Genomic DNA, 20396 nt, shown 5'->3' with positions numbered 1-20396 from the left:
TTCTATGAAACAGAACTTTATGAAATCGTTTAACAGGCTTATTTATTTGTGATACAATTGTTATGGATAAAATGAATTTCTATTTATATATGGGAAAGGTATGGTGAATTGAATGGCTCCTAAGTTACAAGCCCAATTCGATGCAGTAAAAGTACTAAATGACACACAGTCGAAATTTGAAATGGTTCAAATTTTAGACGTAGATGGCAACGTTGTAAATGAAGACTTAGTACCTGATTTAACAGATGAAGAATTAGTAGAATTAATGGAAAGAATGGTATGGACACGTATTCTTGATCAACGCTCTATTTCTTTAAATAGACAAGGTCGTTTAGGTTTCTATGCACCAACAGCTGGACAAGAAGCATCACAATTAGCATCTCAATACGCGTTAGAAAAAGAAGATTTTATTCTTCCTGGTTACCGTGATGTGCCACAAATTATTTGGCATGGTTTACCTTTAACTGAAGCATTCTTATTCTCAAGAGGACACTTTAAAGGTAACCAATTCCCTGAAGGTGTGAATGCACTGAGTCCACAAATCATTATCGGTGCACAGTATGTACAAACAGCAGGTGTTGCGTTCGGTCTTAAAAAACGAGGCAAAAATGCAGTAGCAATTACTTATACTGGTGATGGCGGTTCATCTCAAGGTGACTTCTATGAAGGTATTAACTTTGCTTCAGCATATAAAGCACCAGCAATTTTTGTTATTCAAAATAATAATTACGCAATTTCTACACCACGTAGTAAACAAACTGCAGCAACTTCATTAGCACAAAAAGCAATTGCTGTTGGTATCCCTGGTATCCAAGTTGATGGTATGGATGCATTAGCAGTATATCAAGCTACTAAAGAAGCTCGTGAACGTGCAGTTGCAGGTGAAGGCCCAACATTAATCGAAACAATGACATATCGTTACGGACCACATACTATGGCTGGTGACGACCCTACACGTTACAGAACTTCAGATGAAGACGCAGAATGGGAGAAAAAAGATCCATTAGTTCGTTTCAGAAAATTCTTAGAAAATAAAGGTCTTTGGAATGAAGACAAAGAAAATGAAGTTATTGAACGTGCTAAATCAGACATCAAAGCAGCTATTAAAGAGGCCGACAAAACAGAAAAACAAACTGTTACTTCTCTAATGGAAATTATGTATGAAGAAATGCCTCAAAATTTAGCAGAACAATATGAAATTTACAAAGAGAAGGAGTCGAAGTAAGCCATGGCACAAATGACAATGGTTCAAGCGATTAATGATGCGCTTAAAACTGAACTTAAAAAAGACGAAGACGTTTTAGTTTTCGGTGAAGACGTTGGTGTTAACGGCGGTGTATTCCGTGTTACTGAAGGTTTACAAAAAGAATTTGGTGAAGATCGTGTATTCGATACACCACTTGCAGAATCAGGAATTGGTGGCTTAGCTTTAGGTTTAGCTGTTGAAGGTTTCCGTCCTGTAATGGAAATCCAATTCTTAGGATTCGTATTTGAAGTATTTGACTCAGTAGCTGGACAAATTGCACGTACTCGTTTCCGTTCAGGTGGTTCTAAAACTGCACCTGTAACTATTCGTAGCCCATTTGGTGGCGGTGTGCATACACCAGAATTACACGCAGATAATTTAGAAGGTATTTTAGCTCAATCTCCTGGTTTAAAAGTGGTTATTCCATCAGGACCATATGATGCTAAAGGATTATTAATTTCTTCAATTAGAAGTAATGACCCAGTTGTATATTTAGAGCATATGAAATTATATCGTTCATTCAGAGAAGAAGTTCCTGAAGAAGAATACACAATTGATATTGGAAAAGCTAATGTGAAAAAAGAAGGTAATGACATTACTTTAATCGCATACGGTGCAATGGTACAAGAATCATTAAAAGCAGCTGAAGAATTAGAAAAAGAAGGTTATTCAGTTGAAGTAATTGATTTACGTACAGTTCAACCAATTGATATCGATACATTAGTTGCTTCAGTTGAAAAAACGAACAGAGCTGTAGTAGTTCAAGAAGCTCAACGTCAAGCAGGTGTTGGTGCACAAGTTGCAGCTGAATTAGCTGAACGTACAATTCTTTCATTAGAAGCACCTATTGCACGTGTAGCAGCAGCAGATACAGTATATCCATTTACTCAAGCTGAAAATGTTTGGTTACCAAACAAAAATGATATCGTAGAAAAAGCAAAAGCAACTTTAGAGTTTTAATCTTTAAATAAAGTTTAAATTAAAAAGTGATTTCTTTATTAAGAAAATCTTAGGAGGAAAAAGACCGTGGCATTTGAATTTAGATTACCCGACATCGGGGAAGGTATCCACGAAGGTGAAATTGTAAAATGGTTTGTAAAAGCTGGAGATACAATTGAAGAAGACGATGTCTTAGCAGAAGTCCAAAATGACAAATCTGTTGTAGAAATCCCTTCACCAGTAAGTGGTACAGTTGAAGAAGTATTAGTAGATGAGGGTACAGTAGCAGTTGTTGGTGACATTATTGTTAAAATTGATGCACCAGATGCTGAAGAAATGCAATTCAAAGGTAATCACAGTGATGATTCATCAAGTGAAGAACCAAAAGAAGAAGCAGCGAAAGAAGAAAGTGCTTCATCACAAGAAAGTCAACCTGCAGCAAGCACTCAAGATGCTGAAGTTGATGAAAATAGAACAATTAAAGCAATGCCTTCAGTACGCAAATATGCACGTGATAATGGCGTGAATATTAAAGCAGTTGCTGGTTCTGGTAAAAATGGTCGAATCACAAAAGAAGATATTGATGCACACTTAAATGGTGGAGCTACTCAAGCAACATCTAATGAAAGTGCAGCAAGTACTTCTGAAGAGACTACAACTGCAGCGGCAACACAATCAGTACCAGAAGGCGACTTCCCAGAAACAACTGAAAAAATCCCAGCTATGCGTAAAGCAATTGCCAAAGCAATGGTTAATTCTAAACACACAGCACCACATGTTACATTAATGGATGAAATTGATGTTCAACAACTATGGGATCACCGTAAGAAATTCAAAGAAATCGCAGCTGAACAAGGTACAAAACTTACTTTCTTACCATATGTAGTGAAAGCACTTGTTTCTGCACTTAAAAAATATCCAGCGCTTAATACTTCATTTAATGAAGAAGCTGGAGAGATTGTACACAAACACTATTGGAATATTGGTATCGCTGCAGATACAGACAGAGGTTTATTAGTACCTGTTGTTAAACATGCAGATCGTAAATCAATCTTCCAAATCTCAGATGAAATTAACGAACTTGCTGTAAAAGCACGTGACGGTAAATTAACATCTGACGAAATGAAAGGTGCAACATGTACAATCAGTAATATCGGTTCAGCTGGTGGACAATGGTTCACTCCAGTTATTAATCACCCAGAAGTAGCTATCTTAGGAATTGGGCGCATTGCTCAAAAACCGATTGTTAAAGATGGAGAAATTGTAGCAGCGCCAGTTCTTGCATTATCATTAAGCTTTGACCACAGACAAATTGATGGTGCAACTGGACAAAATGCTATGAATCACATCAAGCGTTTATTAAATAATCCAGAATTATTATTAATGGAGGGGTAAAAAGATGGTAGTTGGAGATTTCCCAATTGAAACAGATACTATTGTAATCGGAGCAGGTCCTGGAGGTTATGTTGCAGCAATTCGTGCAGCACAACTTGGACAAAAAGTAACAATCGTTGAGAAAGGTAATTTAGGTGGCGTTTGCTTAAACGTTGGTTGTATTCCTTCAAAAGCTTTATTACACGCATCTCATCGTTTTGTTGAAGCACAACATTCAGAAAACTTAGGGGTAATCGCTGAAAGTGTTTCTTTAAACTATGAAAAAGTTCAAGAATTCAAATCATCAGTTGTTAATAAATTAACTGGTGGGGTTGAAGGTTTATTAAAAGGTAATAAAGTTGAAATCGTTAAAGGCGAAGCTTACTTTGTTGATAACAATAGCTTACGCGTTATGGACGAAAAAAGTGCTCAAACTTACAATTTCAAAAATGCAATCATTGCAACTGGTTCTAGGCCAATTGAAATTCCTAATTTTGAATTTGGTAACCGTGTTATCGATTCAACAGGTGCATTAAACTTACAAGAAGTACCTGGTAAATTAGTAGTAGTTGGTGGCGGTTATATCGGTTCAGAACTTGGTACAGCATTTGCTAACTTTGGTTCTGAAGTGACAATTCTTGAAGGTGCTAAAGATATCTTAGGTGGCTTTGAGAAACAAATGACTCAACCAGTTAAAAAAGGCATGAAAGAAAAAGGTATCGAAATCGTTACTGAAGCTATGGCTAAATCAGCTGAAGAAACTGAAAATGGCGTAAATGTTACTTATGAAGCTAAAGGTGAAGAACAAACTATCGAAGCTGATTATGTATTAGTAACTGTAGGTCGTCGTCCAAATACTGATGAATTAGGCTTAGAAGAATTAGGTCTTAAATTTGGTGAACGTGGATTAATCGAAGTTGATAAACAAAGCCGTACTTCAATTAATAATATCTATGCAATTGGTGATATCGTTCCAGGATTACCTCTTGCTCATAAAGCAAGCTATGAAGCAAAAGTAGCTGCAGAGGCTATTGATGGACAAGCAGCAGAAGTTGATTACATTGGTATGCCTGCAGTATGTTTCACTGAACCAGAATTAGCTCAAGTAGGTTATACTGAAGCTCAAGCGAAAGAAGAAGGTTTATCAATTAAAGCTTCTAAATTCCCTTACGCAGCTAATGGCCGTGCATTATCATTAGATGATACAAATGGTTTCGTTAAATTAATTACACTTAAAGAAGATGACACTTTAATCGGTGCTCAAGTAGTAGGTACTGGTGCTTCAGATATTATTTCTGAATTAGGTTTAGCAATTGAATCAGGTATGAATGCTGAAGATATTGCATTAACTGTACATGCTCACCCAACTTTAGGGGAAATGTCAATGGAAGCAGCTGAAAAAGCAATTGGATATCCAATCCATACAATGTAATTTAACATTCCGTTAAATTAAACTGGTAACATTATTTGTTGCCAGTTTTTTTGTTTTATTATGATAAGTTAATGACGCTTAAATGTGAATATTTATCGTATGAGAGTTTATAATACATAAACTATTTGTCAGCTTAAATCATCTCAGATACACTAATTCTGTATTCTAATTAAACTATAGGAGTGAATTAACTTGGAATATCAATATCCATTAGATTTAGATTGGACAAATGATGAAATGATGGATGTCATTCATTTCTTTAATAAAATTGAGAACTATTATGAATCATCAGTTAAAGCTGAAGAGGTTAAAAAAGCTTATAAAAGTTTCAAACAAATCGTACCTGGTAAAGCAGAAGAGAAGCAACTGTTTAAAGAATTTGAAAAAAGCAGTGGTTATAATAGTTATAAGGTAGTCCAAGAAGTAAATAAAAACCCTGATCAACAAGTGTTTTCTGCCAAGTCTTAAGTAAACATGACTTAACAAAAAGCAAAATGTTGTGAATGTAAAATGTTTGTCTTAAAACAATAAAAAGTATTGATTGTAGAGCTATATTTTGGTATTTTTATTAAGCGTTAAACAAAATGTTTGATAAAAGTAAACTTAATATAGCTTTTTTAGGTGGTTTCATTATGGAAATAGGATATAAACTCAAGAATCTTAGAAAAATTAAAAATTTAACACAAGAAGAATTAGCTGAAAGAACAGATCTTTCAAAAGGATACATATCCCAAATTGAGAGTCAAAATGCATCTCCTAGTATGGAAACATTCTTAAACATACTAGAAGTATTAGGAACATCTGCAAGCGACTTCTTTAAGGAAACAGAACAACAAAAAGTCATTTATAAAAAAGAAGAGCAAATCATTTATGATGAATACGATAGAGGCTATATTTTAAATTGGCTAGTTACTAAATCGAATGAATTTGAAATGGAACCACTTCTATTAACATTGAAACCAGGTGCATCATATAAGACGTTTAACCCTTCAGAATCGGATACGTTTGTTTATTGTTTACAAGGACAAGTGACATTGCAGTTAGGTAATGTTTGTTATCATGCAAATAAAGAAGATGTATTTTATTTTAAAGCAAATGATGATCATCGTCTTTTTAATGAAGGAAAACAGGAAGTGAAAATATTAATTGTTGCAACAGCATCATATTTATAAGGAGTTGTGAATATTGGCACCATTATTATCATTTAAAGGCGTAAGCAAAGGATATGATGACGTTCAAATATTAAATGAAATTGATATAGATATAGAATCAGGTTATTTTTACACATTGCTAGGTCCTTCAGGCTGTGGTAAAACAACCATTTTAAAATTAATCGCTGGCTTTGAATATCCTGATCAAGGAGAAGTAATTTATCAAAATAAACCAATTGGAAAATTACCACCAAACAAACGTAAAGTAAATACAGTTTTTCAAGATTATGCTTTGTTTCCACATCTCAATGTATTTGAAAATATTGCGTACGGGTTGAAATTAAAGAAAATGAATAAAAATGCTATTAAAGAAAAAGTAGATGAAGCACTTAGACTTGTTAAGCTGTCAGGTTATGAAGACCGTAATATTAATGGCATGAGTGGTGGTCAAAAACAACGTGTTGCCATAGCTAGAGCTATTGTTAACGAACCAGAAATTTTATTATTAGATGAGTCACTCTCAGCGCTAGATTTAAAATTAAGAACTGAAATGCAGTATGAATTAAGAGAATTACAATCTCGATTAGGTATTACATTTATTTTTGTTACTCATGATCAAGAAGAAGCACTAGCTTTAAGTGATTATATTTTTGTTATGAAAGATGGTAAAATTCAACAATTTGGAACACCAAATGATATTTATGATGAGCCGGTCAACCGATTCGTGGCTGATTTTATTGGAGAATCAAATATTGTAGAAGGTCGAATGGTAGAAGATTATGTTGTAAATATCTACGGTCAAGATTTTGATTGTGTAGATATGGGTATACCTGCAAATAAAAAAGTAGAAGTTGTCATTCGTCCTGAAGATATTTCATTGATTGAAGCAGATAAAGGTTTGTTCCAAGTAAAAGTAGATTCTATGCTCTTTAGAGGTGTTCATTACGAAATCTGCGTGGTTGATCGAAAGGGATATGAATGGGTTATTCAATCAACACGTAAAGCTGAAGTAGGCAGTGAAGTTGGCCTGTATTTTGAGCCAGAAGCAATTCATATCATGGTACCAGGTGAAACGGAAGAAGAATTTGATAAACGAATTGAAAGTTATGAGGATGTTGAAAATGCGTAATACCAATCGTTTATTGCTTATTCCATATTTGATTTGGATGGTATTATTCATAATTATTCCAGTCGTATTACTTGTTTATTATTCTTTTTTAGACAATCAAGGCCATTTCAGTTTTACTAACTATGAAAATATTTTTACATTGAGTTATGTTAAAATGTTTGCTGATTCTATTATATTTGCTGTGATTATTACGCTTGTCACACTATTGATAAGTTATCCAGCGGCTTATTATATTGCTCAATCTAAATATCAAAATTTACTATTAATGATTATGATTATTCCTACATGGATTAACTTATTATTGAAAACATATGCATTTATTGGTTTGTTAAGTCATGATGGATTAATCAACCAGTTATTTAACATTTTTAATTTATCTCCAATTAATATGCTATTTACTGCAGGCGCATTCATAGTAGTATCAAGTTATATTTATATACCATTTATGATATTACCAATTTTTAATAGTATGAAGGCAATTCCTAATAATTTACTACAAGCATCAAGTGATTTAGGAGCTAATCCTCTAACAACATTTGGTAAAGTGATTATGCCTTTAACGAGGGAAGGTGTCATGACTGGTGTTCAAGTAACTTTTATACCTGCATTATCACTATTCATGATTACACGTTTAATCGCAGGCAATAAGGTGATCAATATTGGGACAGCTATCGAAGAGCAATTTTTAACTATTCAAAATTATGGTATGGGTTCAACAATAGCGTTATTCCTAATCATTTTTATGGCATTTATTTTAATTATGACTAAATCAAAATCTAATCATAGGAAAGGGTGAGTTGTGTGAAGTGGTATGGCAAGCTATATATAGGAATATTAATAGCTATATTATATATACCTATATTCTTTTTAATGGTATATTCGTTTAATTCAGCAGGTAATATGATTCATTTTGAGCATTTCACACTGGAACATTATCAAACCTTATTCCAAAATGATAAATTAATGTCAGTCATATTTAATACAGTCGCCGTCGCATTAATCGCAGCAGCAGTTTCTACATTGATTGGGACATTCGGTGCTATAGCTATATATCACTTAAGACATAAACAGTTTAAATTGACGCTATTAACGCTCAATAATGTGCTAATGGTGTCTTCAGATGTTGTTATTGGTGCATCTTTTTTAATTATGTTTACTGCAATAGGTCATTTTACAGGATTAGGCCTTGGATTTTGGACAGTTTTAGCATCCCAAATCGCATTTTGTATTCCGATTGTTGTTATTGTTGTTTTGCCACAATTATATGAAATGAATGATAGTATGTTGAATGCTGCTAGAGACTTAGGAGCTAATGAATCACAATTATTAAGTAGTGTGGTCATACCGAATATTATGCCTGCTATTATCGGTGGATTCTTTATGGCATTAACTTATTCATTAGATGATTTTACAGTGAGCTTTTTCGTCACTGGTAATGGATTCAGTGTATTATCTGTAGAAGTTTATGCAATGGCTAGAAAAGGTATAAGCATGGAAATTAATGCAATTTCAACCATATTATTCGGTGTTATCGTGATAGGTGTTATGGGTTACTATGCAATTCAACACCTCGTTCAACGTAAAAAGCATCCGAAACGAGGTGTCAATACATGAAACGATTTTTACAATTGATTTTAATTTCAATTATGATAGGTGTTTTATGTTTAGGCGTGAGTCACTGGTTCAAATCGAAAGAAAACACAGATACTAACCAAAAAATTTATGTCTATAATTGGGGAGAATATATCGATCCAAGCCTAATTAAAAAGTTTGAAAAAGAAACAGGTATCCAAGTGGTTTATGAAACATTTGATTCGAATGAAGCTATGGAAGCTAAGATTCGTAATGGAGGGACACATTATGATGTCGCTTTTCCAAGTGAATATACAGTACAAAAATTAAAGCGTGCACATTTATTAGAACCTTTAGACCATAAGAAAATACCTAATATTAAAAATTTAGATCCAGATTATATGGATATGTCATATGACCGACATAATCAATATTCATTACCCTATTTCTTTGGAACTGTTGGGATACTATATAATAAGGATAAGTATCCTAATGATTCTTTTAATAGTTGGCAAGATTTGTATAAATCTAAATATAAAAACCAAGTATTATTAGTTGATGGGGCACGTGAAATTTTAGGTTTAGGCCTTAATAAATTAGGCTATAGTTTGAATGATAAAAATCCACAACATATCAAAAAAGCGGAATCTGATTTACATCATTTAGCGCCACAAGTTAGAGGTGTTGTAGGTGATGAAATCACAATGATGCTTGAACAAAATGAAGGAAGTATTGCAGTTGTATGGAGTGGCGTCGCTGCGCCATTAGTTCAAGATAGTGACAAATATAATTATGTTATTCCAAAAGAAGGATCAAATTTATGGTTTGATAATATGGTAATACCTAAAACTGCACAAAATAAAGAAGGCGCATATCGCTTTATGAATTTTCTTTTAGATGAAAAAAACAATAAGCAGAATACTGAATGGGTTGGTTATGCTACACCAAATAAAGAAGCAAGAAAGATGTTACCTAAGGATATTAGAAATGATCATAGATTTTATCCTACTAAAAAAGAGCAACAGCGATTGGAAGTATATCAAGATTTAGGCCAAGAAACGTTAAGTGAATATAACGAAAGTTTTTTAAATTTTAAAATGTCGTTAAAGTAAAATGAAAATGGTAGTTATTTTTTGTTATATTCGATATAATAACTTGATAAGTAAAGTAAGGAGTTGTAACGAATGACAGGAGAGCAATATACTCAAATTAAACGTCCAGTCAGTCGACTAACAGAAAAGGTTTTAGGGTGGCTTAGTTGGGTATTCTTATTAATTTTGACAATCGTCACGATGTTTATAGCTTTAGTGTCATTTAGTAATGATACATCTATTGCTAACTTAGAGAATACATTAAATAATAATGATCTTATTCAACAAGTATTAGCAAATAATAGCTTAAGCACTACACAATTTGTGATATGGTTACAAAATGGTGTTTGGGCAATTATAGTGTATTTCATCGTTTGTTTGTTAATTTCGTTTTTAGCTTTAATTTCTATGAACATTAGAATTTTATCTGGTTTCTTATTCTTGTTATCAGCAATTATTACGATACCTTTAGTATTACTTGTAGTAACATTAATCATTCCAATTTTATTCTTTATCATTGCTATTATGATGTTTGTTAGAAAGAATAAAGTTGAAACCGTACCAAACTATTATAACGGTGGTTATGGTTATCAACCATATGAAGAAATGCCAGAACAAGAAGCTTATACGCATCATAATGAAACTGAAAATGAACCAGTTGAAGAACCACAACAACGTAGACGTCCGTCACGTCGTAGTATGGAACGAAAAGAACAAGCGTATGATACAACAACAGGCTCAGCAAATCAAATCCAAGACGAACAAGAATCATATGATGATAAATATGAACAGTTTCCTAAACGTGCTGTAGAAAGTGAATATCGTTCAGATGATAATGAACAAGATGAAGAACCAACTTTATTATCTCGCCAAGCGAAATATAACAAAAAGTCACGTTCAGATAAGGATTCTACAGATAATCAAGATGTATATAATGAACAAAATGATGAAGAACCATCTCATCAATATTTTGAAGAACCTCAAGTTGATCCTAAAGAGCTAAAAGCGCAACGAAAACGAGAAAAAGCTGAAATTCGTGCTAAGAAAAAAGAAAAGCGTAAAGCATATAATCAACGTATGAAAGAAAAACGTAAGAATCAGCCAAGTGCAGTTAATCAAAGAAGAATGAATTATGAAGAACGTCGTCAAATGTTTGGTGATACGGAAAAAGATATGAGAGATCAAGTGAAACAAGATCATCAAAAAATTGACGAAGATGACAAAAAGAAATAATGAATGACAATACCAAAAGTGATACTTAGCGTTCACTTTTGGTATTTTTTTGTTATTCATATATTTTTAACGTATTGAATAGCATGTAAAGATAGTTTTTAGTATGATTAATGTAAGAGTTAAAGGAGGTACTGTAATGAAGAGAAAAACAGAATTGACATTAGCATGGATAGCCAATGGTTTAAGTAGTTTATATTTACTGTTTGTAATAATAGGTTATTTTGCAATGAAATCAGGGAGCGGTGCATCTCAAAATAAGGAAATGGTTAATCAAGTAATGGGCAATAATCAAGAGATGTCGATGGAAATGCTTACTACATCAATTGCCTTATCTATGGGTGTGCTTGCATTTTCTACTATTTTAGGTATCGTTGGTGCATTAACAGTGAAAGGTAGACATAAATTGGGGGCCAGTTTATTAATTGCAGCAGCGGTGGTCGGTATTATGGCAACGAATATCATTGCTATGATTTTATGGTTCATTGCAGGTATTATGCTATTAACGAAATCTAATCAACAGAGACCTAAAAGAGACCATTCTGTAAATAATCATCAAGAAGATTTTTCTAAAAGAGATGATTGGGATCCTGAAAAAGAATTAAAAGAACATCAACAAAAGGATAAACCATATACGTATTAATTCATCTTTGTTCATCAAATGATAGCTATATATTAGAAAAGCGGTTGAAATGTTAATTCATTTCAACCGCATTTTTATTTTTACAATTCTTGGAATGTCTGGATAATGAGATAGACATTTAGAATACTTAGAATAATGATGAGTGACCATGAAATAATATTAATCCATGTTTTATTAATAAATGGTCCCATTAACTTTTTATTACTTGTAGCTAATTGTAGTGGTATTAAAGTAAAAGGTAACGCTATACTTAAAAATACTTGTGAGAATACTAATAATTGTTCAATTTTCTCGGCATTACCATTAAAAATGATTAAACAAATAATAACAGGAATTACAGCTAAAGAACGTGTGATCAGTCGACGAAGCCAATTAGGAATACGTAATCTCAAGAAACCTTCCATTACAATCTGACCTGCCAACGTACCAGTAATTGTTGAATTTTGTCCAGATGCAAGTAAAGCAACTGCAAATAAGGTACTCATGATACCACCTAATGTTGCACCTAATAAGGGTTGCGTTTTTAAAGCATGGTATAAATCATAAAATCCACCTAATTCATCTGTGTTAGTTCCGAAGAATAGTGCTGCACCCAATGTTAATAACAAGCAATTGACTACAAATGCAATAGATAATTGGATATTGGAGTCAATCGTTGCATATTTAATTGCTTGTGCTTTATCTTCATTATTATTTCTGTCATATTTCCGTGATTGAACAATAGATGAATGTAAATATAGATTGTGTGGCATAATCGTTGCCCCTACAATACCTAAAGCAATATATAAGATACCTTGGTTGGTAATGATTTCAGTGTGTGGTACAAAGCCATTTAATAAATTCAATACGTTTGGTGAAGAAATGTAAACTTCAAAGGTAAATATGGCTAAAACAGTAAATATAAGCGTACCTACTATGGCTTCTATTTTTCTAAATCCGAATTTCATAATAAATAATAATAAAAATACATCACATACTGTAATTAAAGCTCCAACGATCAATGGAATATTAAAGAGTAAATTAAGTGAAATTGCACTACCAATCACTTCAGCAATATCTGTAGCAATGATAGCTAATTCTGCGATAATCCAGAAAATAATCGCAATAGGTTTAGATAAAAAATGGCGCGTCATTTGAGCTAAATCTTTACCCGTTGCGATACCCAATCTTACTGTCATACTTTGCAATAACATAGCAGCTAAACTAGAAATTAATATTACAAATAAGAGGGTGTATCCAAATTGTGCGCCACCTTGCATTGAAGTTATCCAGTTACCCGGATCCATATATCCCACGGCTACTAATAATCCAGGTCCTAAGAAAGCCAAAAGTTTTTGACTTGCATTACTTTTATAATCAAAATCAATCGTATTATTAATTTCGTCTAAGCTTTTTTGGTCTTCTTGGTCGACTGATTGCTTATTCATAAACAAAACTCACCTCTAACTTAAAATATATTGATATATTAACCTAATGTTATTTTTAGGTCAACCTAAAAATATTTTACAAAACAAAAAAACCTGGACATGAGTGAATGTCACAGGTTCAAGTATCGTGAAAGTTTTTTGAATTAAGCAGAATAGAATTTTAAGAATTGATCAAATGTTTCTTCAACAAATTGAATAAAAGCTTTATCAGTTTTTAATCTTTGATCATCTGGTGTAATAGATCTAGCTACGAAGAATTCACCTTTTTTAACATTTTTGACACGATCAATGGCTTCGTGTAATTGCTCATCAGTACAGTCTTTAATTAACGTTTTTTCAGGCTTCATATGATCAAGACAGATGCTGTAATCTGACGGTAGGTTTCTTAACGTATCAAAATGTTTATCAAATAATTTAACACGTTCAGCCTTATTTTTTGCTTCGTGCATGACACCAAACATTATAAATAATTGGTCTCTAAATAAGCCGATTTGGAAATGAGGTAACATTTTGTAGCCGCGTTTATTTGGAGCAAATGCAACCCACGTATCTTTAGGTGGATTGACACTTCTTCTAGCGTGTTTTGCCACGTGAGGATAAAATGTTTCGCCTGTTTGAGTTGTAAAGTATTCAGTGAAATAATCTCCTAATTGATGCAATTGCGGTCTAACGTGCTCATTAAGTGCTTCCATTCTAGCATCTAGTCCATCCACATCAAAGGCTTTAAAATTTTGAGGTGAAAATGTGTATTTAGTCATGATTTGCCTCCTAGGATTATGATTAAAATTATTGTAGCATAATAAAGCATTAAAATTCTAAATTGCAGTTTCAAAAGGATGCATAAATTGTTAAAAATAGGGGAGCCTATAAATATAAAATCAAGACCATAATCATGTATAATATAGATAAATAGGAGATGATACCATGGCACTTTACGATTTTGCAAAAGGATTAGTATTAGAAGCGGGTAATAAAGTACGCTTAATGATGAAAGATGAATTAAATATTGAAACTAAATCCAATCCTAATGACTTAGTGACAAATGTAGATAAAGCAACTGAAGATTATATTTATGATATGATACATCAAAATTATCCAGAGCATAAAGTGATTGGTGAAGAAGGTCATGGTCATGACTTGATTGATACGTCTGGTGTCGTTTGGGTGGTTGATCCGATAGATGGCACATTAAACTTTGTTCATCAACAAGAAAACTTCGCTATTTCAATCGGGATTTATCACGAAGGCAAACCATATGCAGGATTTGTTTACGATGTTATGAGAGACATTTTGTATCATACCAAAGTGGGTGAAGGTGCATTTGAAAATAACCATGCTTTAGAACCTTTAAAAGATACGCAACTAAAAACAAGTATTATTGGCATTAATCCTAATTGGTTAACTAAACCTATTATGGGACCTATTTTTGCACCAATAGTGAATGATGCACGTAGTGCAAGAGCTTATGGTAGTGCAGCATTAGAAATTGTAAGTGTAGCTAAAGGACAATTAGCTGCATATTTAACGCCAAGATTACAACCATGGGATTATGCCGGTGGTTTAATGATACTCAACGAAGTTGGTGGAAAGGGCACTAATTTACTTGGTGAAACACTAACTATGACTCGTCCCAATTCTATTATCATGGCTAATCCATTATTACACGATGAAATAATGAGTGAGTATTTAAAAAATCATGAAGATACTTTAAGAATGCATCATCAAAAACGTTTTGGAAATTAAAATAATAAAAAGACAAAGCTTGGGACTTCACATCATGTTCCAGGCTTTGTCTTTTGTAAAAATTAAATAAAATTCTTTGTAAGCATACTTAATCTTAATTGAAGAAAGTAGTTGTTACGGTTCGATAATGCTCAGATCAAATATGGTTATGTCTTAAATGTCTAATCATATTGATGAATATTCATTTGATTTACCAAGAGACAGGCGCATTAAGCAATAAAACTTAAAATCAAATTACCAATAACATTGGATTTTAAACAAAGTTTTATTTTATTAATATTGGGTTATATCATCTATAACCAGTCATTTTCGCGATATTTCTTTTTCACTGTGAAACCGACACCAAATGTTGCAACGAGTAATATAAATGTTAAAATCATCATTGGAACATTTGCTGCACCAATACTAAAGCTAAATAGCAATAAAAAGATTAAAGCTAAAATTGAGAATATCCAGAAAATGCCTTTAGATTTTTTTTGTTGCATCCCATACCCCACCTTTTACTTATTTTTTCTCTAATCTATGATATAATAAAAAAGTTGTAATTAAAAGTGGGAGTTTACTTAAGAAAGGAAATTTATAATATGACGAATATAAGAGAAGATGTACGTAATATAGCTATTATTGCGCACGTTGACCATGGTAAAACGACGTTAGTTGATGAATTATTAAAGCAATCAGGAATTTTTAGAGAGAACGAACATGTTGACGATCGTGCTATGGACTCTAATGACTTAGAAAGAGAACGTGGTATTACAATTCTTGCGAAAAATACTGCGGTTGACTATAAAGGTACACGAATTAATATACTAGATACACCTGGACATGCTGACTTCGGTGGCGAAGTTGAACGTATCATGAAAATGGTTGATGGGGTTGTATTAGTAGTCGATGCGTATGAAGGTACAATGCCTCAAACACGTTTCGTACTTAAAAAAGCATTAGAACAAAATTTAAAACCAGTGGTAGTAGTAAATAAAATTGACAAACCATCTGCAAGACCAGAAGGTGTCGTAGATGAAGTATTAGATTTATTTATCGAATTAGAAGCTAATGATGAACAACTTGATTTCCCAGTTGTATATGCTTCAGCTGTTAATGGAACTGCAAGTTTAAATTCAGAACAACAAGATGAAAACATGCAATCATTATATGAAACTATTATCGATTACGTACCAGCACCAGTTGATAATAGTGATGAACCATTACAATTCCAAGTAGCATTATTAGATTATAATGACTATGTAGGACGTATTGGTGTAGGACGTGTATTCAGAGGGAAAATGCGTGTAGGTGATAATGTATCTCTAATTAAATTAGATGGTAGCGTTAAAAACTTCCGTGTAACCAAAATATTTGGTTATTTCGGTTTAAAACGTGAAGAAATTGAAGAAGCACAAGCGGGTGACTTAATCGCGGTTTCTGGTATGGAAGATATCAACGTAGGTGAAACAGTAACACCGCATGATCATCAAGATGCTTTACCAGTATTACGTATTGATGAACCAACACTTGAAATGACGTTTAGAGTTAACAATTCACCTTTTGCAGGTCGTGAAGGTGATTTCGTTACAGCACGTCAAATCCAAGAACGTTTAGATCAACAACTTGAAACAGACGTATCATTAAAAGTTACACCAACAGACTCACCAGATGCGTGGGTAGTTGCTGGACGTGGTGAATTACATTTATCAATTTTAATTGAAAATATGCGTCGTGAAGGTTACGAACTTCAAGTATCTAAACCACAAGTTATCATTAGAGAAATTGATGGCGTTATGTGTGAACCATTTGAAAGAGTTCAATGTGAAGTGCCTCAAGAAAACTCTGGTGCTGTTATTGAATCTTTAGGTGCACGTAAAGGTGAAATGTTAGATATGATGACAACTGATAATGGTCTTACTCGTCTTATCTTTATGGTACCAGCACGCGGTATGATTGGTTATACTACAGAATTTATGTCAATGACACGTGGTTATGGTATTATCAACCATACATTTGAAGAATTCAGACCTCGTATTAAAGCTAAAATTGGTGGCAGAAGAAACGGTGCATTAATTTCAATGGATCAAGGTTCTGCTAGTACGTATGCGATTTTAGGTTTAGAAGACCGTGGCGTTAACTTCATGGAGCCAGGTACAGAAGTTTATGAAGGTATGATTGTTGGTGAACATAATCGTGAAAATGACTTAACAGTTAATATCACTAAAACAAAACACCAAACTAACGTACGTTCTGCTACGAAAGATCAAACACAAACTATGAATCGTCCTCGTGTATTAACACTTGAAGAAGCGTTACAATTTATCAATGATGATGAATTAGTAGAGGTAACACCTGAAAGTATTCGTTTAAGAAAGAAATTATTAAACAAATCAGTGCGTGAAAAAGAAGCTAAACGTGTTAAACAAATGATGTCAGAGGACGAATAATCATCGTCTGCTACATCCTTAAATATGAGTAGTTAAAAACCACTTGATTATTGATGTTCTTCAATAATCAAGTGGTTTTCTTTTGTATATTTAGATTTTTTAATCTTATACAATTACATATAAAACGAATCAGAATAAATCATCTACTCATAAAAAACGCATGATTACATGTCTAAAAAAACGATGCAATCATACACTAGTTAATTATTCATTTTCTTTTTTATCAATATGCGTTGCAAATGGTTGAGGCTGTTTAGGTGTATCTAAACGGCTTTTACAATCATCACACATAAATGTACGAATAGGATTGTTTCTAAGTCGCTTTGCTTCTACAGTGTTTTCATCAATATGTACTGTAGTATCACAAATGATACATTTGACTGGAACCAATTATATCACCTCAATATATTTTACATACTTAAATTCGTAACTATAACCTTTTTCAGTATCATATACAAAACTATCTACAGAATTATCGTCATATAGACGTTTACCATCCTTAGCAAATTGGAAGAATAAATATGGTAATAAATCTAATGGAACTTCAATAGCATCTTCTTCATTAAATAATTTAATAGCAGTTGCATTAGATTGTGGTTCTGCAGTTTTAAAGAAAGGTGTCATATTAATCACAAATGAACCTTCTAATACAGAACGCTTTTTATATTTAATTTCAGAGTTTAATGTTGGTGGATTTGTTTGACCTTCTAAGATAGCGCGATTCCATTCGCGATTATCTTCGAACTGAATTGGTTTAGTACCATCGAAAACGCCTTTTTCTAAGTCTTCGATACTTACCTTTCTATCATCAAAAATCCATGTTGTACTATCTAATGTGATGGGGAAATTTACCGCACCTTTTATTTGAATCATCTTGCCCACTCCCTAAATTTTTATCTTATATTATTTTATCATAAAATACGTTATACTTAATTTAAAGATACTTGCTTTTTAACATTCAGTAAGATAAAATTTTATATATTGAAGATATTTAATGAAATGATAGGGGGGAGTGTGTGTCATGGCTAATCAGTCGAAATTAAATAATGCGGCTTATGACCAACTGAACAAAGATGCAGATAGAATATTACATCTTATTAAAGTTCAAATGGACAATTTAACAGTACCTTCTTGTCCACTATACGAAGAAGTTTTAGATACACAAATGTTCGGTCTTCAAAAAGAAGTAGATTTTGCTGTACAACTCGGGCTAGTTGAGAAAGAAGACGGCAAAAATCTTATGTTAAGACTTGAAAAAGAACTTTCAAAACTACACGAAGCATTTACAAACGTTTAATTTTTATATAAATTTGATATGTTTATATTTTGTTATTGATGTTACTAGAATCATTTTAATACATTTTTAACAACACTTTCATGCTAATATGAAATGTGGAATCGCAACTTGCACATTGTAAAAATGGTGGCTGAGACAGTATCATAATTGATATTTTCTCAGTCATTTTTATCTTTTTTGATTAATTGTTATGTTTATATTTGTTTTGTGATACATAGGAAGTTTATAATAAAAAGGATAGGTTTTAGAGTCATAGATGATTTATATTAAAACTCTTAATCTCAACTCTCAAAAAATTTGAATTGGATGTACAAGTATATGAAAAATTTTAAAAATATAATGCGATATATTGGAAAAACATCTAAATTTATCGATTATCCATTGTTGGTCACATACGTCATCCTATGTTTAATTGGTTTAGTTATGGTTTATAGTGCCAGTATGGTTGCTGCTACGAAAGGTACTTTAACAGGTGGCGCTGAAGTATCAGGCACCTACTTCTATACAAGACAGTTGCTATATGTCATTATGAGCTTTGCTATTGTCTTTTTTATGGCATTTATCATGAATGTAAAGGTCTTGAAACAACCCAAAGTCCAAAAATGGATGATGATAGGTATATTTGTTTTACTATTAATTACGCTAGTCATTGGTAAAAATATTAACGGTTCTAAAAGTTGGATCAACTTAGGATTTATGAACCTACAAGCATCCGAATTACTTAAAATTGCTATTATATTATATTTACCATTTATGATAGAAAAGAAAATGCCAGCAGTGCGTAATAAAATAAAATTAATTTCAGCACCTATTATTTTAGTAGCCAGTTGTGTCGCTTTAGTCTTTTTACAAAAGGACGTAGGGCAAACGCTATTAATATTAATCATATTCTTTTCCATCATTTTTTATGCAGGCATAGGTGTACATAATATTTTGAAATACGGTATTATGGTTGCTATAGCAGGAATTTTGATTTCAATATTAGTTCTGATTGCAGGCTTATTACCAAGTTATCTTGAAGCAAGGTTTAGTACTTTAACCAATCCGTTTAGTGCTGAATCAGGAACAGGTTATCATATATCGAATTCACTTATGGCAATAGGTAATGGTGGTCTGTTTGGTAGAGGTTTAGGAAATAGTATTATGAAATTAGGTTATTTACCTGAACCACACACTGACTTCATTTTTGCGGTAATCTGTGAAGAATTAGGTTTAGTAGGCGGTTTGTTTGTCATTATACTAGAATTTTTCATTGTTTATCGTGCGTTCCAGCTTGCAAATAAAACAAACTCATATTTTTATAAATTGGTTTGTGTAGGTATCGCAAGTTATATTGGTAGTCAGACATTTGTTAACTTAGGTGGTATTTCAGCAACAATTCCATTAACAGGTGTCCCTTTACCATTTATAAGTTTTGGTGGGTCTGCCATGATTAGTTTAAGTATAGCAATGGGATTATTACTTATTACTGCTAAACAGATCAAAATGGATGAAAGAAGAGCAAAACAACATAAAGTCGATATTAGACGACGTTATCAATAGTTATTAAGCTAATCTCACTTTAGAAAAATCTTTAAATTAGATTTTTCTAAAGTTATAGAGATTAGCTTTTTTTAATATAAATATTTATTAATCATTAAAGTTTTAACTGGAAATATGATTGATGCGATGATAATATAAAGTTATTGTT

The 20396-nt window shown here is 32.6% G+C and carries 21 protein-coding genes; 16 read left to right on the top strand and 5 right to left on the bottom strand.

The annotated features are described in order from the left end of the window. Nucleotides 1–112: 112 nt before the first annotated feature. The 12 genes from pdhA (at nucleotide 113) to LPC11_RS08665 (ending at nucleotide 11807) form a co-directional block, all read left to right on the top strand. Complete coding sequence (pdhA, locus tag LPC11_RS08720; protein ID WP_015365191.1) at nucleotides 113–1225, top strand: pyruvate dehydrogenase (acetyl-transferring) E1 component subunit alpha; 1113 nt, start codon at nucleotides 113–115, stop codon at nucleotides 1223–1225. Between the two features lie 3 nt (nucleotides 1226–1228). Then, complete coding sequence (locus LPC11_RS08715; RefSeq protein WP_023375074.1) at nucleotides 1229–2206, top strand: alpha-ketoacid dehydrogenase subunit beta; 978 nt, start codon at nucleotides 1229–1231, stop codon at nucleotides 2204–2206. A 66-nt stretch (nucleotides 2207–2272) separates the two neighbouring features. Next, nucleotides 2273–3580, top strand: coding sequence for a dihydrolipoamide acetyltransferase family protein (locus LPC11_RS08710; RefSeq protein ID WP_107566305.1), 1308 nt, complete (start codon nucleotides 2273–2275; stop codon nucleotides 3578–3580). Nucleotides 3581–3584: 4 nt separating this feature from the next. Beyond that, nucleotides 3585–4991 (top strand): dihydrolipoyl dehydrogenase, encoded by a 1407-nt coding sequence (gene lpdA / locus LPC11_RS08705; RefSeq protein WP_023375076.1) that lies wholly within the window; start codon nucleotides 3585–3587, stop codon nucleotides 4989–4991. Nucleotides 4992–5183: 192 nt separating this feature from the next. Beyond that, on the top strand, nucleotides 5184–5459 hold the full coding sequence (locus LPC11_RS08700; protein WP_023375077.1) for a UPF0223 family protein: 276 nt from the start codon (nucleotides 5184–5186) through the stop codon (nucleotides 5457–5459). Between the two features lie 164 nt (nucleotides 5460–5623). Then, entirely contained in the window at nucleotides 5624–6163 is a 540-nt protein-coding gene (locus LPC11_RS08695; RefSeq protein ID WP_023375078.1) for a helix-turn-helix domain-containing protein, read from the top strand. Between the two features lie 13 nt (nucleotides 6164–6176). Next, nucleotides 6177–7271, top strand: a complete 1095-nt coding sequence (locus LPC11_RS08690; protein WP_023375079.1) for an ABC transporter ATP-binding protein — start codon at nucleotides 6177–6179, stop codon at nucleotides 7269–7271. Further along, complete coding sequence (locus LPC11_RS08685) at nucleotides 7264–8067, top strand: ABC transporter permease (RefSeq protein ID WP_023375080.1); 804 nt, start codon at nucleotides 7264–7266, stop codon at nucleotides 8065–8067. Before LPC11_RS08690 ends, LPC11_RS08685 begins: the two co-directional genes overlap by 8 nt. A gap of 5 nt (nucleotides 8068–8072) precedes the next feature. After that, the gene (locus LPC11_RS08680) at nucleotides 8073–8885 is read left to right on the top strand and encodes an ABC transporter permease (protein WP_023375081.1); all 813 of its coding nucleotides are present in this window, start codon (nucleotides 8073–8075) and stop codon (nucleotides 8883–8885) included. Then, nucleotides 8882–9955 (top strand): ABC transporter substrate-binding protein, encoded by a 1074-nt coding sequence (locus LPC11_RS08675; RefSeq protein ID WP_023375082.1) that lies wholly within the window; start codon nucleotides 8882–8884, stop codon nucleotides 9953–9955. The genes LPC11_RS08680 and LPC11_RS08675 overlap by 4 nt, the downstream gene beginning before the upstream one ends. Nucleotides 9956–10027: 72 nt before the next feature. After that, complete coding sequence (gene auxB, locus LPC11_RS08670) at nucleotides 10028–11167, top strand: lipoteichoic acid stability factor AuxB (RefSeq protein ID WP_023375083.1); 1140 nt, start codon at nucleotides 10028–10030, stop codon at nucleotides 11165–11167. A 136-nt stretch (nucleotides 11168–11303) separates the two neighbouring features. Next, entirely contained in the window at nucleotides 11304–11807 is a 504-nt protein-coding gene (locus LPC11_RS08665) for a DUF4064 domain-containing protein (protein WP_023375084.1), read from the top strand. A gap of 80 nt (nucleotides 11808–11887) precedes the next feature. Here the strand turns inward: LPC11_RS08665 and LPC11_RS08660 are convergent, their stop codons facing one another. Together LPC11_RS08660 and LPC11_RS08655 are read right to left on the bottom strand one after the other, a co-directional pair. Continuing rightward, nucleotides 11888–13234 carry an Nramp family divalent metal transporter gene (locus LPC11_RS08660; RefSeq protein WP_023375085.1) on the bottom strand — a complete coding sequence of 449 codons (1347 nt, stop codon included), beginning with the start codon at nucleotides 13232–13234 and terminating at the stop codon, nucleotides 11888–11890. Between the two features lie 143 nt (nucleotides 13235–13377). After that, nucleotides 13378–13992, bottom strand: coding sequence for a YktB family protein (locus LPC11_RS08655; RefSeq protein ID WP_023375086.1), 615 nt, complete (start codon nucleotides 13990–13992; stop codon nucleotides 13378–13380). 166 nt (nucleotides 13993–14158) lie between these two features. Here LPC11_RS08655 and LPC11_RS08650 point away from each other — a divergent pair, with 166 nt between their 5' ends. Next, nucleotides 14159–14977, top strand: a complete 819-nt coding sequence (locus LPC11_RS08650) for an inositol monophosphatase family protein (RefSeq protein WP_023375087.1) — start codon at nucleotides 14159–14161, stop codon at nucleotides 14975–14977. Between the two features lie 293 nt (nucleotides 14978–15270). On the opposite strand, the gene LPC11_RS08645 is transcribed toward LPC11_RS08650, so the two are convergent. Further along, nucleotides 15271–15462: a DUF5325 family protein gene (locus LPC11_RS08645; protein WP_023375088.1), complete on the bottom strand. Its 192-nt coding sequence runs from the start codon at nucleotides 15460–15462 to the stop codon at nucleotides 15271–15273. Nucleotides 15463–15561: 99 nt separating this feature from the next. Here LPC11_RS08645 and typA point away from each other — a divergent pair, with 99 nt between their 5' ends. Then, nucleotides 15562–17409 (top strand): translational GTPase TypA, encoded by a 1848-nt coding sequence (gene typA, locus LPC11_RS08640; RefSeq protein ID WP_002467500.1) that lies wholly within the window; start codon nucleotides 15562–15564, stop codon nucleotides 17407–17409. A gap of 204 nt (nucleotides 17410–17613) precedes the next feature. Here the strand turns inward: typA and LPC11_RS08635 are convergent, their stop codons facing one another. Together LPC11_RS08635 and LPC11_RS08630 are read right to left on the bottom strand one after the other, a co-directional pair. Further along, nucleotides 17614–17799 carry a DUF2197 domain-containing protein gene (locus LPC11_RS08635; protein WP_023375089.1) on the bottom strand — a complete coding sequence of 62 codons (186 nt, stop codon included), beginning with the start codon at nucleotides 17797–17799 and terminating at the stop codon, nucleotides 17614–17616. Beyond that, nucleotides 17800–18282, bottom strand: a complete 483-nt coding sequence (locus tag LPC11_RS08630) for a hypothetical protein (protein ID WP_023375090.1) — start codon at nucleotides 18280–18282, stop codon at nucleotides 17800–17802. Nucleotides 18283–18430: 148 nt separating this feature from the next. Between LPC11_RS08630 and LPC11_RS08625 the strand changes: the two genes are divergently transcribed. Together LPC11_RS08625 and ftsW are read left to right on the top strand one after the other, a co-directional pair. After that, a complete protein-coding gene (locus tag LPC11_RS08625) occupies nucleotides 18431–18706 on the top strand; it encodes an Fpa/YlaN family protein (protein WP_002450671.1) in 276 nt (91 codons plus the stop codon). 318 nt (nucleotides 18707–19024) lie between these two features. Further along, nucleotides 19025–20248 (top strand): cell division peptidoglycan polymerase FtsW, encoded by a 1224-nt coding sequence (ftsW, locus tag LPC11_RS08620; RefSeq protein WP_107566540.1) that lies wholly within the window; start codon nucleotides 19025–19027, stop codon nucleotides 20246–20248. The last annotated feature ends 148 nt before the right edge of the window (nucleotides 20249–20396 follow it).

Origin of the sequence: Staphylococcus sp. HL28 (assembly GCF_021117155.1) — a bacterium.
Lineage (GTDB): Bacteria > Bacillota > Bacilli > Staphylococcales > Staphylococcaceae > Staphylococcus > Staphylococcus warneri.
Note: the sequence above shows the minus strand (reverse complement) of the source record. Positions and strands in the feature narration are given on the sequence as shown.

Excerpts from the sequence above, each read along its gene's own strand:
- pdhA (WP_015365191.1), top strand. The coding sequence starts at position 113 with ATGGCTCCTAAGTTACAAGCCCAATTCGATGCAGTAAAAGTACTAAAT.
- LPC11_RS08715 (WP_023375074.1), top strand. The coding sequence starts at position 1,229 with ATGGCACAAATGACAATGGTTCAAGCGATTAATGATGCGCTTAAAACT.
- lpdA (WP_023375076.1), top strand. The coding sequence starts at position 3,585 with ATGGTAGTTGGAGATTTCCCAATTGAAACAGATACTATTGTAATCGGA.
- LPC11_RS08695 (WP_023375078.1), top strand. The coding sequence starts at position 5,624 with ATGGAAATAGGATATAAACTCAAGAATCTTAGAAAAATTAAAAATTTA.
- LPC11_RS08685 (WP_023375080.1), top strand. The coding sequence starts at position 7,264 with ATGCGTAATACCAATCGTTTATTGCTTATTCCATATTTGATTTGGATG.
- LPC11_RS08675 (WP_023375082.1), top strand. The coding sequence starts at position 8,882 with ATGAAACGATTTTTACAATTGATTTTAATTTCAATTATGATAGGTGTT.
- auxB (WP_023375083.1), top strand. The coding sequence starts at position 10,028 with ATGACAGGAGAGCAATATACTCAAATTAAACGTCCAGTCAGTCGACTA.
- LPC11_RS08665 (WP_023375084.1), top strand. The coding sequence starts at position 11,304 with ATGAAGAGAAAAACAGAATTGACATTAGCATGGATAGCCAATGGTTTA.
- LPC11_RS08660 (WP_023375085.1), bottom strand. The coding sequence starts at position 13,234 with ATGAATAAGCAATCAGTCGACCAAGAAGACCAAAAAAGCTTAGACGAA.
- LPC11_RS08655 (WP_023375086.1), bottom strand. The coding sequence starts at position 13,992 with ATGACTAAATACACATTTTCACCTCAAAATTTTAAAGCCTTTGATGTG.
- LPC11_RS08650 (WP_023375087.1), top strand. The coding sequence starts at position 14,159 with ATGGCACTTTACGATTTTGCAAAAGGATTAGTATTAGAAGCGGGTAAT.
- LPC11_RS08645 (WP_023375088.1), bottom strand. The coding sequence starts at position 15,462 with ATGCAACAAAAAAAATCTAAAGGCATTTTCTGGATATTCTCAATTTTA.
- typA (WP_002467500.1), top strand. The coding sequence starts at position 15,562 with ATGACGAATATAAGAGAAGATGTACGTAATATAGCTATTATTGCGCAC.
- LPC11_RS08630 (WP_023375090.1), bottom strand. The coding sequence starts at position 18,282 with ATGATTCAAATAAAAGGTGCGGTAAATTTCCCCATCACATTAGATAGT.
- LPC11_RS08625 (WP_002450671.1), top strand. The coding sequence starts at position 18,431 with ATGGCTAATCAGTCGAAATTAAATAATGCGGCTTATGACCAACTGAAC.
- ftsW (WP_107566540.1), top strand. The coding sequence starts at position 19,025 with ATGAAAAATTTTAAAAATATAATGCGATATATTGGAAAAACATCTAAA.